General features: G+C 69.4%; 14 protein-coding genes. 5 read left to right on the top strand and 9 right to left on the bottom strand.

The genetic code is table 11. The features are described 5' to 3' along the window. Nucleotides 1-13: 13 nt before the first annotated feature. The 4 genes from AC1DNC_RS03895 to AC1DNC_RS03880 all read right to left on the bottom strand — a co-directional run bounded on the left by AC1DNC_RS03895 (nucleotide 14) and on the right by AC1DNC_RS03880 (nucleotide 4,059). Entirely contained in the window at nucleotides 14-697 is a 684-nt protein-coding gene (locus AC1DNC_RS03895; protein WP_476861243.1) for a response regulator, read from the bottom strand. Continuing rightward, a complete protein-coding gene (locus tag AC1DNC_RS03890; RefSeq protein WP_476861242.1) occupies nucleotides 690-2,066 on the bottom strand; it encodes a sensor histidine kinase in 1,377 nt (458 codons plus the stop codon). The genes AC1DNC_RS03895 and AC1DNC_RS03890 overlap by 8 nt, the downstream gene beginning before the upstream one ends. A 137-nt stretch (nucleotides 2,067-2,203) precedes the next feature. Further along, entirely contained in the window at nucleotides 2,204-2,743 is a 540-nt protein-coding gene (locus tag AC1DNC_RS03885; RefSeq protein WP_476861241.1) for a GNAT family N-acetyltransferase, read from the bottom strand. Nucleotides 2,744-2,748: 5 nt separating this feature from the next. Beyond that, nucleotides 2,749-4,059, bottom strand: coding sequence for a DUF445 domain-containing protein (locus tag AC1DNC_RS03880; RefSeq protein ID WP_476861240.1), 1,311 nt, complete (start codon nucleotides 4,057-4,059; stop codon nucleotides 2,749-2,751). 50 nt (nucleotides 4,060-4,109) lie between these two features. Between AC1DNC_RS03880 and AC1DNC_RS03875 the strand changes: the two genes are divergently transcribed. Continuing rightward, complete coding sequence (locus AC1DNC_RS03875; protein ID WP_476861239.1) at nucleotides 4,110-4,997, top strand: glycerophosphodiester phosphodiesterase; 888 nt, start codon at nucleotides 4,110-4,112, stop codon at nucleotides 4,995-4,997. Nucleotides 4,998-5,047: 50 nt separating this feature from the next. Here AC1DNC_RS03875 and AC1DNC_RS03870 read toward each other — a convergent pair whose 3' ends face one another. Both AC1DNC_RS03870 and AC1DNC_RS03865 read right to left on the bottom strand, forming a co-directional pair. After that, a complete protein-coding gene (locus AC1DNC_RS03870) occupies nucleotides 5,048-6,640 on the bottom strand; it encodes an ABC transporter permease (RefSeq protein WP_476861238.1) in 1,593 nt (530 codons plus the stop codon). After that, nucleotides 6,633-7,655, bottom strand: a complete 1,023-nt coding sequence (locus AC1DNC_RS03865; RefSeq protein WP_476861237.1) for an ABC transporter ATP-binding protein — start codon at nucleotides 7,653-7,655, stop codon at nucleotides 6,633-6,635. Before AC1DNC_RS03865 ends, AC1DNC_RS03870 begins: the two co-directional genes overlap by 8 nt. Nucleotides 7,656-7,868: 213 nt before the next feature. Here AC1DNC_RS03865 and AC1DNC_RS03860 point away from each other — a divergent pair, with 213 nt between their 5' ends. From AC1DNC_RS03860 to AC1DNC_RS03845, 4 genes are read left to right on the top strand one after another with little or no spacing between them, the layout of a single operon-like run. Next, nucleotides 7,869-8,324: a DoxX family protein gene (locus AC1DNC_RS03860; protein WP_476861236.1), complete on the top strand. Its 456-nt coding sequence runs from the start codon at nucleotides 7,869-7,871 to the stop codon at nucleotides 8,322-8,324. Next, on the top strand, nucleotides 8,321-9,076 hold the full coding sequence (locus AC1DNC_RS03855) for an AzlC family ABC transporter permease (RefSeq protein ID WP_476861585.1): 756 nt from the start codon (nucleotides 8,321-8,323) through the stop codon (nucleotides 9,074-9,076). Before AC1DNC_RS03860 ends, AC1DNC_RS03855 begins: the two co-directional genes overlap by 4 nt. Next, a complete protein-coding gene (locus AC1DNC_RS03850) occupies nucleotides 9,073-9,384 on the top strand; it encodes an AzlD domain-containing protein (RefSeq protein WP_476861235.1) in 312 nt (103 codons plus the stop codon). The genes AC1DNC_RS03855 and AC1DNC_RS03850 overlap by 4 nt, the downstream gene beginning before the upstream one ends. Nucleotides 9,385-9,442: 58 nt before the next feature. After that, complete coding sequence (locus AC1DNC_RS03845) at nucleotides 9,443-9,721, top strand: hypothetical protein (protein WP_476861234.1); 279 nt, start codon at nucleotides 9,443-9,445, stop codon at nucleotides 9,719-9,721. A 55-nt stretch (nucleotides 9,722-9,776) separates the two neighbouring features. On the opposite strand, the gene AC1DNC_RS03840 is transcribed toward AC1DNC_RS03845, so the two are convergent. The 3 genes from AC1DNC_RS03840 to AC1DNC_RS03830 all read right to left on the bottom strand — a co-directional run bounded on the left by AC1DNC_RS03840 (nucleotide 9,777) and on the right by AC1DNC_RS03830 (nucleotide 11,857). Beyond that, nucleotides 9,777-10,346, bottom strand: a complete 570-nt coding sequence (locus AC1DNC_RS03840; protein WP_476861233.1) for a dienelactone hydrolase family protein — start codon at nucleotides 10,344-10,346, stop codon at nucleotides 9,777-9,779. 107 nt (nucleotides 10,347-10,453) lie between these two features. Next, nucleotides 10,454-11,380 carry an NADP-dependent oxidoreductase gene (locus AC1DNC_RS03835; RefSeq protein ID WP_476861232.1) on the bottom strand — a complete coding sequence of 309 codons (927 nt, stop codon included), beginning with the start codon at nucleotides 11,378-11,380 and terminating at the stop codon, nucleotides 10,454-10,456. A 60-nt stretch (nucleotides 11,381-11,440) separates the two neighbouring features. Then, nucleotides 11,441-11,857, bottom strand: coding sequence for a YkvA family protein (locus AC1DNC_RS03830; RefSeq protein ID WP_476861231.1), 417 nt, complete (start codon nucleotides 11,855-11,857; stop codon nucleotides 11,441-11,443). Between the last annotated feature and the right edge of the window lies 1 nt (nucleotide 11,858).

The raw sequence follows: 11,858 nt of genomic DNA, 5'->3' as shown, positions 1-11,858 counted from the left end.
GGGCGCCGCGGGACTACGTACCCAGTAGCCGCCGTTCGTGGGCGAATGCCACCAGTTGGAGCCTGCTGCGGAGCTCCAGCTTGTCCAGCACGCTGCGCAGGTGGGTTTTGACGGTGGCTTCGGAGACGAACAGGCTCCCCGCCATTTCGCCATTGCTGAGGCCCTTGGCGGCGAGGAGGAAAACTTCCCGTTCCCGCACGGACAGCACGTTGAGCACGGAGAGGTCCGGGCCTGCCGCCGGCACATTGCGGGCAGCGTGCTCGAAGAGGGAATGGATGGACCCGGGCGCGATGACGGAGTACCCGGAGTGCACCGTCCGGATCGCGGCCAGCAGGAATTCCGGTTCCGCGCTCTTGAGCAGGTACCCGCTGGCTCCCGCCTGCACGGCCTGCACCACGGCCTGGTCCCTGTTGAACGTGGTGAGCGCGATAATCCTGGGCTTGTCCGTTCCGGCCGCCGTCGCGTGCTGCACGATCTGCCGGGTCGCTTCGACGCCGTCCATGGCCGGCATCCGCAGGTCCATCAGCATGACGTCCGGTCGCCGTTCAAAGGCCAGGGCCACGGCCTCATTCCCGTCACCGGCTTCCCCTGCGAGTTCCAAATCGTCCTGGCTCTCGAGCAACATGCGGATACCGGCCCGGAATAAGGGCTGGTCATCCACCAGCGCCACGGTGATGCGCGCCCCGGCATCAGCCACGGTGGCCTGCTTCCGGCGAGGCGGCCGCCGGCAGGAGAACAGCCGCCGCGGCCGGGGCGGGCGGGGCCCCCGTCCCGGAAACCGCACCGAAGGCATCGCCGCTGTCAGTGTCGGCTGTCCCGTCAGCTGCGCTGCCCGGCAGGGTTCCGTAGGGAAGGAAGACCGTCACGCGGAAGTGTTCGCCGTCGGGGCCCGCCGTCAGCCAGCCGCCGGCGAGATGGGCTCGTTCACGCATGCCGGGCAGTCCCCTTCCGGCTCGCGGCGAAGCCGGACCCGAGGCTTCCTCGTTGGCCGCCGGAACAAGGGCAGAGGCGAGGTGAAGCGTCAGGCCCGGCCCGCTCCAGTCATAGTGGAGCCGGACATCCGTGCCGCGGCCGCCATGTTTTAGCGCATTAGTCAGGCACTCCTGGATGATCCGGAAGACGGCCAACTGCTGTCCGGGCGAGAGGTCCACGGCGGATCCGGACTCGCTCGTGTGGACCTTGAGGCTGCCGCGCTGCATCCCCTCGATGAGCGCGGGAATGTCCCTAAGCAAGGGCTGCGGGGTCGCCATGCCGTCTTCGCGAACCCCCTCGATCACACGCTGGGCATCCACCAGGGCGCTGCGCGCCGACCGGGCGATGGTGTCCAGGGAGGTGAGCACGGCATTGGGCTGGTCCTTGCTCAGGTACCGGGCCCCGTCCGCCTGGGCAGCGATGACGGCAAGCGAGTGGGCGAGGACGTCATGCAGGTCGCGGGCAATGCGTGTCCGTTCCTGCTCCACGATCAGGTCGATCTCGGCCTCCCTGAGGCTGCTCTGCGCCAGTTCACGGGACCGGAACAGGCTGCCCCGTTCCTGAAAGAGGGCCAGCAGGAGACCGGCCGCGGCGCAGGCCCCGGCGATCAGCAGGAGGAGGGCGAATAGCTGCCAGCCATAGTCCTGCAGTCTCCAGCGGTCGCCGGCATAGGCCGGGGGAAACCAGCCGACGCCGTCACCGTACCTCCAGGACAGCATAAGGAAGCTCATAAGGGCGGCGGCGAGCACGTTGGCTGCCGCCGCGACGTAGCGCAGCCGTCGCGGGGCGGTCCACATGATGAATCCAAGAGCGACGAATGAGCCCAGATAGATGGCCCAGTGGGTGGAGTGCATCGGCGGCAGGGCGTGGGTCAGTTGACCGGCAAGCAGCGCAGTCGTGAATGCCAGCGAAACGACGGGCCGCCAGGCAGCCGTCGCGACCGCCAGCGTCATCAGTACCAGCGGCCAGTTCCCTGACCATGAAAGCCAGGACCCGCCCATCCGTCCGGCCTCGCCCACGCACCACAGGGAGAAAAAGACGACGGCGGCGGCGGGGGCGGCCCAGCGCCGCCCGAAACTCAGAGCAGATTCCATGCCAGTCACCATAAGCACCCCCGACCCCGCCTGAGCCCCAAATCGCGGCATTCTCCACCCAATAGCCAGCTGATTCAGTCTTTGAGCCAGTCCGAGGGCACGCCGTGGTGGGTCGGGGCGCAACAAACAGTTGGCGGTCAGAGCGTTTTTAGGGTGAAGAGGGAGTCGCCGTGTACCTCGTCCAGGTCCACTCTGCCGGTTTCGCTGAATCCAAGTTTTTCCAGCACACGGCGGGACGGCGCGTTCCAGTCACGGACGGTGGCCCAAATGCGACTGTAGCCGGACGCTTCGGCCAGTTGCAGGACGGCCCAGGCGGCTTCAGTCGCCAACCCCTGACCCCAGACCTTTCGAAGGAACTCGAACGCAAGTTCGGGCTCCCCGTCCTGGCCGTGCCGGTTGGGAATCAGCCCGCAGTAACCGATGAACTGCCCGGAACTCTTCTGCTCCGCAGCGAGCAGCCCCGGGAAGGGATGCGCGGCCTCACGAAGGATCCCGTCGGCGATCTCGTCCAGCGTGGGGTGGCCGTCGGGACTGATTCGTCGATGCGGCGGGACACGAGGATCCCGCTCGGTCCAGAGCTGGCGCTGAACCGCGGCGTCGGACACGCGCCATGGCCTCAGCCGCAGCCGCACGGTTTCGAGGACGGCGTCCTGGTGGGATGCCCGTGCCGGGTCCATCCGGGTCAGCCGAAGACCAGGTTGGCCAAGGTGAAGATGGCGAGCCCGGCGAGGGCGCCCACCACGGTGCCGTTGATCCGGATGAACTGCAGGTCCTTGCCGACCTGGAGTTCAATCTTCTGCGAGGTCTCCTCTGCATCCCAGCGGGCCACGGTATCGGTGATGACGCCGGCGATGTCGGAACGGTAGTTGTTCACAAGGTACCCCGCGGCGTCGCCGATCCAGGTGTTCACCTTGCCTGCCAGTTCGGGGTCGACCACCAGCCGGGTGCCGAAATCGTGCACGGCAGCCTTGAACTTGACGCTCAGCTCGCTGTGCGGATCGTCGACGGCGGCCAGCAACGCGGCCTTGACCGTGCCCCAGGTGCGCGACGCGAGTTCACGGACCTCCGGGTCGCCGAGTACCTGCGCCTTGACGCCCTCGGCGCGGGCAATCATGACCGGGTCGTGCTGCAGGTCATGCGCCAGCGACTTCAGATAGGTATCGATCGAGAGACGGACCTGGTGCTGCGGATCCGACTGCACGGCCCGGGTGAATTTCAGGATCTCGACGTAGACCTTGTCGCCGACGAGTCCGTCCACGAACGTGGGCACCCAGGTGGGGGAGCGGTCCGTGACCAGCCGGTTCACCGTCTCGTGGTTGTCGCGCACCCAGTCCACCGTCCGGTCCACGAGCAGGTCCACGAGCGCGTGGTGGTGGCCGTCGTCGAACACGCGCTGGGCGAGCCGTCCCACCGGCGGTCCCCACGGCGGCGCCAGCAGATGCTTCCGGACCATGGCCTCGATGACGGCCTGGACGTCGTCGTCATTGAGCACCGTGAAGGCGCCGCGGATCACGGCTGCACCCTCCTTGGCCACCCGGTCGGCGCCACCCGGGCCGGACAGCCAGCCACCGACCTTCCGCGCGATGTCCACGCTGGCCAGTTTCTCCTTCACCACTTGTTCGGAGAGGAAGTTGGTTTCCACGAATTCGCCCAGCGACGCCCCGATCTGGTCCTTGCGGCGCGGGATGATCGCGGTGTGCGGGATTTTCAAACCCAGCGGGTATTTGAACAGCGCGGTGACGGCGAACCAGTCCGCGAGTGCGCCCACCATGCCACCCTCCGCCGCGGCCCGGACGTACTCGAGCCACGGGTACTGTTTCTGCAGGGCGAAGGCGATGACGAAGATGATGGCCATGCCGATCAGCAACGACACGGCCAGCAGCTTCATCTTGCGCAGCGCCGCGGCCTTTTCGGCGTCCGCGGGAGAGAGCCGGTGTTCGACGCCGGCCGGGGGGACGGCGGTACGGGCTGGTCGTTCAGTGTTCACCTGCATGTGCCCAGCCTAGCCGCGCATCCGTCACCGACGTCCGCTAACGTGTCAGCATGATTACCGAGGAGTCCGCCGCCGCCCGCCCGCTGGTCTATGCCCACCGGGGCGCCAGCGAAGCGTTTGCCGAGCACACCCGTGCCGCCTACCTGCAAGCGATCGCCGACGGCGCCGACGGCGTCGAGTGCGACATCCACCTCACCCGCGACCAGCACGCGGTCCTGCTCCACGACGCCAACCTGGACCGCACCTCCGATGGCACCGGCCCGGTCGCGGACCGCACCCTGGCGGAGCTCCGGGAGCTGGACTTCTGCTCCTGGAAGGGCGCGCGGATCCCGGAGGAGTACGGCGCCCGGTCCGAGCAGTTCCTCACGCTGCCGGAACTGCTGGACATCCTGCGCCTGGCCGGCCGCGAAATCGGGCTGGCGATCGAGCTCAAGCACCCCAGCCCCTACCAGCTCAAGCTCGAGGACCGGGTCCTGGAGGTCCTGGAAGCCGAGGGCTGGGACCGTGCCACCTCGATGCTGGAAAACATCCGGATCTCGTTCATGAGTTTCAGCCCGGACTCGGTCAAGCACCTGCTTCGGTCCGTGCCCGCCGCGGCCATCTGCCAACTGGTGGACGATGTGAACGTTGAGGAGATCCGCGAGGAACTGGGCCTGGGCCCCGTCACCGGCGGCGCCCTCGCCAACGTCATGAAAGCGGCGCAGACCGAGGGGGAGCGCATCCTGGACGACTGCGAGGTGGGGCTCGCCGGGCCGGGGATCGGCTACGTCCGCGGGCATTCCCGGACCGTTCAGCGCTGGCTCGACTCGGGCCGCCGCTTCCGGGTCTGGACTGTGGATTCGGCGGAGGACGTGGCGCTCTGCCGGGAACTGGGCATCCAGGAGATCACCACCAACCGGCCCGCCGAGGTCCGGGCCCAGCTGCTGGCCAGGCTCTAGGCACTGTCCCGTTACTCACGAGTGGAGCCGCTCAGCGGCACCGCTTCCGGCTAGGCGGCCAGGTCCCGCCGTCGCCAGCCGAGGTAGCCGAGCGCCCCCAGCCCGGCGGCGACGGCGGTGAGGGCCACCAGCGCGGGCACCGCGTCCGCACCAACCGGCAGCAGCGGCGAGTGCCGGAACGGCGAGAGGTCCATCAGCCATTCGGGGGCGTTCCAGAGCACGCCGAACTCTCCGAGCGCCACGAAGCCAAGGAGGACGCCCCACACCGCCCCGGCCAGCCGGGGCGTCCAGCCAAAGACCAGCAGGGCCACACTGGTCAGCAACCAGGCGGCAGGAATCTGGGCGAGCGAGCCGACCGTAGCGCGGCCCACCAGTCCGGCGTCTTCGACGGCGAGGGAGGCTCCGACGCCGATTGAGACGCCGGCCAGCGCCATCAGCACCGCGACCCCGGCCAGCGCGAAGAGGTAGTGGCTGCTCGCCCAGCGGCTGCGGGTGGTGGCCGTCCCGAGCAGGGCTTCGGCGTGCCCCGCGGACTCCTCGGAGCGCAAGTGGTTGGCTGCCGAAACGCCGTAGGCCGCCGCGAGCAGGCCCATGATGCTGATCTCCGCTGCCAGGAAGGCATCCCGCAAGGCAGGGGCGCCGCCGATGAGTTTGATCAGGTCCTGGGCGTTCGGGGAACTCAGCATCTGCTCGACGTTGCTGACCAGGGATCCGATGACGACGCCGAAAACGACGAACGCCGCGGCCCAGGCCAGCCACACCCGGTGCTGCAGGCGCACGGCCAGGGCCCAGACCCCGGTAAGCGAGCCGACGGCGGGGCCGGGGCGTTCGTCGCGCAGCCCCGCGCCCAGGTCCCGGCGCGCCCGGAGGACAAAGGCGACCGGGACGAGGAGAACGCAGAGCGCCACCGGCAGCGCCAGCACCCACCACCGGTCCCCGGCGAAAGCCCTGATCTGCTGGTTCCAGCCGATCGGCGAAAGCCAGGAAAGGAATGACGGCCCCGGTTCGGCGAGGTCCCCGACTGCGCGTAGGCCGTAAGTGACGGCGATGACGCCCACGCTCAGGCCGGTGGCGGCCCGGGCGCTCGCGGTCAGCTGCGCGGCGACGCCGGCAACGGCGCTGAACGCCATCCCGGTGGCAGCCCAGCCGAGTCCGAAGGCCAGCGAACCTGCAGCAGGCAGGCCCCCGGCGGCCAGGGCGGCGGCGGACAGCAGCCCCACGCCCAGGCTGGCACCGAGGCCAATGATCAGGGCGGCAGCCAGCGCGGCGTCGCGTCCCAGCCGGCCGCCGCCGAGCAGTTCGAGGCGCCCGCTCTCCTCGTCGGCCCGGGTGTGGCGGATGATCAGGATGGCCATCAGGACCGCGAGGATGGCGGTCATGAACGCGGTGTACTTGATCAGCGAGAGCGCCCCGAGGGACGCAGGATCGTAGATGCGCCCGAACATCGCCACCATCGAGGCGGTGGCATTCAAGGCATTGGCCGCTTCGACGCGGCTCCGCACGTCCGGGTAGAGGTCCGAGCCGGCCACCGCCGTCGAATACGCGACGACGGCGAATCCAAGCACCCAGATCGGCAGCAGCCAGCGGTCCCGCCGGAGCCCCAGCCGAAGCAGGGTCCCGGTGCCCGCCAGGGTCTCAGGCATTGCCGAGCCCCGTCCCGGCAGAGCCGGTCGCAGCAGAGCCCGCAGCGGGGGTGCCCGCGGCGTCGGACCCGGGGTCCCGCGGGCCCGGCCCGGTCCCGGAACCCCTGCCGGAACCCCTCTCGGAGCCGCCGTTCCCGGAACCGTAGTGCCGCAGGAACAGGTCCTCCAGCGTCGGCGGCTGGCTGGTCAGCGTCCGCAGCCCGGCGGCGGTCAGGGCCTGCAGGAACGGGGCGAGTCCGGCCGGGTCCAGCTGCGCGCTGACCCGGTGGTTGGCCACCACCACATCGTGCACGCCCGGCAGCAGTTCCAGCCCCGGCGGCACCGCGACGACGTCGGCGGTGACGGCGGTCCGGGTCAGGTGCCGCAACTGCTCGAGCGGACCGGTCTCCACCACCCGTCCCGCGCGGATGATGCTGACCCGGTCGGAAAGGGCTTCGGCCTCGCTGAGGATGTGGCTGCTCAGCAGTACGGTGCGTCCCTGGTTTCGGAGTTCGCGGACGCAGCCGCGGAAGGCGTCCTCCATCAGCGGATCCAGTCCGCTCGTGGGTTCGTCCAGCAGGAACAATTCGGCGTCCGAGGCCAAAGCGGCGACGAGGGCGACCTTCTGCCGGTTGCCCTTGGAGTAGGTGCGGGCCTTCTTGGTCGGATCCAGCTCGAACAGTTCCAGCAGCGAGTCCCGCCGCGCCCGGTCCTGCCCGCCCTGCAGTTTGCCCAAGAGCTGGATCACCTCGCCGCCGGTCAGGTTGGGCCACAGGGCCACGTCACCGGGAACGTAGGCCAGCCGGCGGTGCAGCGTCGCGACGTCGCGCCAGGGATCCAGTCCCAGCACCCGGATGGATCCGGCGTTGGACCGCAGCATGCCCAGCAGCAGCCGCAAGGTGGTGGATTTGCCGGACCCGTTGGGACCGAGGAAGCCATGTACTTCGCCGGCGGCCACTTCAAAGTCCAGGCCGTTGAGGGCCGTCACGGCCCCGAAGCGCTTAACGACGCCGCTCATCTGCACGACACTGCTCATAGTCAACAAGGTACTCCCGGCTGTCCTCCCCGGACCCCTGCGGAAAGTCCTGCCTTGGCGGCGGCACCGGGAGGGTCCGCAGCGCCGGAGGTCCCGGCCCGAATCGCCGGAACTGCGCCGGAACTGCGCCCGAACAGTGCACGGTAACCTGCGCCCCGGCGCAGGTTACGGCTCCGGTTACCGGGCGTCGCGCGGCTGTGGTTGCATGGTTCCATGCCTTTCCGCTGGTCCCCCGGGGCAACCCAGACGCTTTCCGCGGTGGCCCTGAGCGGGCTGCTGCTGGCCAGCGCGGCCAAACACTTCCGCGATCCGGCCTTCTTCGCACCGGTGATCCCGGAGTTCCTTTGCCGCGATGACACCGGCAGCCGGCGTAACGGGCCCCTCGCCGTGCTGTCCCAGGAGGAGTGGGTGGCCGCGAGCGGGCTGCTGGAGGCCGGCGCCGCCGTCGGACTGCTGGTCCCACCGGTCCGGCGCGGGGCCGCCGTGTGCGTCACTGCCATGTTCACGGCCTTCCTTGCCGGACACCTGGACGCGCTCCGCACGGCGTACGGGCCGGAGGGGACGCCGGCGCAACGCCGGATCCACAGCCTGCGGCTGCCGCTGCAGGCGCCCCTCATCGCGTGGGCGTGGAGCCTGTCGAAGCCGGTCCCGAAACGGCGGCGGCGGTGAAGCTCGCGCAATCCCCGGCCGTCCGTGTCGGGCTCTCGATCAGCATCGCCACCGGACTCTACGGGGTTTCGTTCGGTGCCCTGTCCGTGACGTCGGGGCTCGATTTCTGGCAAACCATGGCGCTGAGCCTGCTGCTCTTCAGCGGCGGCTCGCAGTTCGCCTTCATCGGCGTCGTGGCCGGCGGCGGTTCCGGCGTCGCTGCAATGAGTGCAGCCACCCTGTTGGGCATGCGCAACGGAATCTACGGCATGCAGCTCAACGCCCTGCTGCAACCACGCGGCTGGCGCCGGTTCGCCGCCGCCCATGTCACTATCGACGAATCGACCGCCACCAGCACCGGCCAGACCGACCCCGCGGAGCAGCGCCGGGGTTTCTGGACGGCGGGCCTGGGCATCTTCGTGCTGTGGAACGTGTTCACGGCCGTGGGGGCGCTGGCCGGAGGCGCCCTGGGCGACCCCAAGCAGTGGGGCCTCGACGGCGCCGCGGTCGCGGCGTTCCTGGGACTGCTCTGGCCCCGGCTCAAGGGCCGCGAACCCGTCGCGATCGCCGTCGTCTGCGCCGTGGCGACAGTACTGGCCGTGCCGTTCGTCCCGGCGGGGGTGCCCATCCTTGTGGCCGCCTTCGTGGCGGCGGTGTTCGGCTGGTTCAGTCACGGCCGCAGCGACGAGGGGCTCGAGCCCGACGTCGACCCGTACGCCGAGGAGCATGAGGCGGCCCGGCGTGCCGTACACGGCCAGGGGGAGACCTCATGACGCTGTGGCTCTGGCTCCTGCTTTCCTGCGTGCTGGCCTACGCCTGGAAACTCGTGGGGTACCTGGTGCCGGCCAGCCTGCTGCGCAATCCGCGAATGTCCCGGATCGCCGGGACCATGACAATCGGCCTGCTGGCTTCGCTGACGGTCGTGAACACGGTGGCGTCCGGGCAGTCGCTGGCGCTGGACGCACGGCTCGGGGCCCTCGCCGCGGCTGCGCTTGCCCTGTGGCTGCGGGCGCCGTTCCTCGTGGTGGTCCTGGCCGGTGCCGGCGCCGCTGCCGGGCTGCGGCTGCTCGGCTGGGGGTAGGCGCCCGGGCGGTCTTTAGCCCCTTGTTGTGACCGGGCCCCGGTGGGAGCATTCGAGCATGACCGACAACGACGCTCAGCCTGCCGCTGCCCCCGGCCCTGACATCCCCGAAGCCAAGCCGGCCAAAGTGCACGAGCACTTCGTCTCGCCCGGGGCCGAGTCCACCCGGGAACTGCGCGAAATGGCCCGACGCCGGCGCGAGGCCGAGGAAAAACTGCAGCACCACCTGCAGGAAGCGCATCGATTGCACGATGACAGGGAAAAGCCGGCGCCGGGGAAGTCCACCGAGGAGCAGCAGGCGGACAAACCTGACCAGGAAACGCCCCCTGCGAACTGACCCGCCACCGCAGTCGGCCCGGTGCCGGCGGGCGCCGCCGGCCGCGCGGGGCAGCTCAGACGGTGGCGAGGAACGACAGCACCCGGTCCTTCAGCAGCGCTGACGCCTCCGGGTCGAAGGCGTCGAGCGAGGAGTCTGCGAAGAGGTGCTGGGTGCCGGGATAAACGAAGAGCTCCGCGGCCGCTGCGGACCCGGCAAGTTCACGTGCGGCCGGCAGGTCCTCGTCGAAGAACTCATCCTCCTGCTTGCCGTGGATCTGCACCGGCACGTCCGGCGGCCACGCGTCCCCAAACTCGGTGACCGGCAGGCAGGAATACATCAGCAGGGCACCGCGGGCGCCGGGCCGCGTCTGTGCCAGCCGTTGGGCGATGGTTACGCCAAAGGAGAACCCGGCGTAGACGAGCCCCGGGCCGAGCTCGTCGGCAGCGGCGGCGCCGCGGGCCCGGATGACGTCGAAGCCGGTCCGGCCCGCGTAGCCGAAGCCCTCCTCGATGCTCGCGAAGGTATGGCCGTCGAACAGGTCGGGGACATGCACGGTGTGCCCGGCCTCCCGCAACTCGTCGGCAAACTCCCGCACCCCCGCGGTCAGGCCCTGGATGTGGTGGTACAGGAGTACTTCGGCCATGTCTGCGCTTCTCCTCCGCGTGGATCAACTCCCGGCTGGAACATCCGCGATGCTAACCCGCCCCGCCCGGGCAGACAACCCCCGGACCTGGCCCGGGGCGCCCGGGCCTAAGCGCCGTCGACCGTGACGACGATCTTGCCGCGGGTGTGCCCTTCCATGCTGAGCCGGAACGCATCCGCCGACTCCGCCAGCGGGAAGGTTTTGGCCACCTCAACCTTGAGCTTGCCCTCGTCGACCAGCTCCGCGAGTTCCTGTAGCTCGGCGCCCACGGGATTTACCCACATCCAGGTGCCGCCATGCTGCTCGACCTCGCTGTCCGCGATGGAGGCGTGCCGGCCGCCGTCGGCCAGCACCGCCAGGGTGGCGTCGAGGTTCCCACCTGCGAAGTCCGCCACGACCTCGACCCCGTCGGGGCGAAGCGCCCGCACCCGGTCCGCGAGGCCTTCGCCATAGCTGACAGGCTCGGCCCCGAGGGAGCGCAGGAAGTCGTGGTTCTTTTCTGACGCGGTCGCGATCACCCGGGCCCCGAGCGCGGCGGCGATCTGGATTCCAAGGGAACCAACGCCGCCGGCGCCGCCATGGATCAGCACGGTCTCGCCGGCCTTGAGGCCCAGCCGGTTGAGGACCTGGAAAGCCGTCAGGCCCGCCAAGGGAAGGCCAGCGGACTCATTCCAATCCAGCGAGGCGGGTTTGCGGGCTAGAAGCCGTTCCGGCAGGGCGATATATTCAGCGAAGCTTCCGCCATGGACGTAGTCTTTCCGGCCGTAGGAAATGACTTCGTCGCCGGCCTGGAAATGCTGGACGTCGATGCCGACCGACTCCACGACGCCAGCCACGTCCCACCCCGGGATTGCCGGGAACTGCAGGTCCATGACTTCGTCCAGGTAGCCGGCCATGATCTTCCAGTCGACCGGATTTACCGACGCTGCCTTGACCTTGACCAGGACCATGCCCGGACCGACCTTGGGCATTGGGCGCTCGGCCAACTCAAGGACATCCGGATTGCCATATTCGCTGTAAGTTATTGCCTTCATGCAGGCTTCAACGGCTGCTTCCGGGGCGCTATTCCGCGTGCCGCCAAGAAGTGTGTCAGCTCACCGGGCGGTGCCAAGTCCTGCCAGTTTGAGCATCAGCTGCAGGCCCTCAGGCGTGCCGGGCCAGTGCCGCTCCACGGCGTCCGCCCCGGCCCGGGCCACCACGGAGCGCAGCACCAGGGCAACGATGACGACGTCGTCCGCGTATCCGATCACCGGCAGGAAGTCCGGGACCAGGTCGATCGGCGAGAGCAGGTACACCAGGAGCAGTGCCAGCCGGACGCGCACGCCCACCGCGACGGTGCGGTCCGCAAGCAGGCGCCGGATCAGCCGGAGCAGGTCCGGCAGCAGCCGCAGGGCGTCCTTCATGGTGACCGTTTCCGGGTGCCGCCGCGCGTAGCCCCAGATCAGCACCAGCAATGCGGCATACACCAGCAACTGGCCGCCGAGCACGCCGGCGACGGTTTCCCACGTCATG

The sequence above is a fragment of the Arthrobacter sp. 01N442 genome, assembly GCF_056399345.1.
The sequence above is the reverse complement of the archived record's forward strand: the minus strand, read 5'-3'. Positions and strand labels throughout refer to the sequence as shown.

Bases quoted from the DNA above. Each gene is read 5' to 3' on its own strand.
- AC1DNC_RS03890 (WP_476861242.1), bottom strand. From the start codon at position 2,066: ATGGAATCTGCTCTGAGTTTCGGGCGGCGCTGGGCCGCCCCCGCCGCC.
- AC1DNC_RS03885 (WP_476861241.1), bottom strand. From the start codon at position 2,743: ATGGACCCGGCACGGGCATCCCACCAGGACGCCGTCCTCGAAACCGTG.
- AC1DNC_RS03880 (WP_476861240.1), bottom strand. From the start codon at position 4,059: ATGCAGGTGAACACTGAACGACCAGCCCGTACCGCCGTCCCCCCGGCC.
- AC1DNC_RS03875 (WP_476861239.1), top strand. From the start codon at position 4,110: ATGATTACCGAGGAGTCCGCCGCCGCCCGCCCGCTGGTCTATGCCCAC.
- AC1DNC_RS03870 (WP_476861238.1), bottom strand. From the start codon at position 6,640: ATGCCTGAGACCCTGGCGGGCACCGGGACCCTGCTTCGGCTGGGGCTC.
- AC1DNC_RS03865 (WP_476861237.1), bottom strand. From the start codon at position 7,655: ATGAGCAGTGTCGTGCAGATGAGCGGCGTCGTTAAGCGCTTCGGGGCC.
- AC1DNC_RS03860 (WP_476861236.1), top strand. From the start codon at position 7,869: ATGCCTTTCCGCTGGTCCCCCGGGGCAACCCAGACGCTTTCCGCGGTG.
- AC1DNC_RS03850 (WP_476861235.1), top strand. From the start codon at position 9,073: ATGACGCTGTGGCTCTGGCTCCTGCTTTCCTGCGTGCTGGCCTACGCC.
- AC1DNC_RS03845 (WP_476861234.1), top strand. From the start codon at position 9,443: ATGACCGACAACGACGCTCAGCCTGCCGCTGCCCCCGGCCCTGACATC.
- AC1DNC_RS03840 (WP_476861233.1), bottom strand. From the start codon at position 10,346: ATGGCCGAAGTACTCCTGTACCACCACATCCAGGGCCTGACCGCGGGG.
- AC1DNC_RS03835 (WP_476861232.1), bottom strand. From the start codon at position 11,380: ATGAAGGCAATAACTTACAGCGAATATGGCAATCCGGATGTCCTTGAG.
- AC1DNC_RS03830 (WP_476861231.1), bottom strand. From the start codon at position 11,857: ATGACGTGGGAAACCGTCGCCGGCGTGCTCGGCGGCCAGTTGCTGGTG.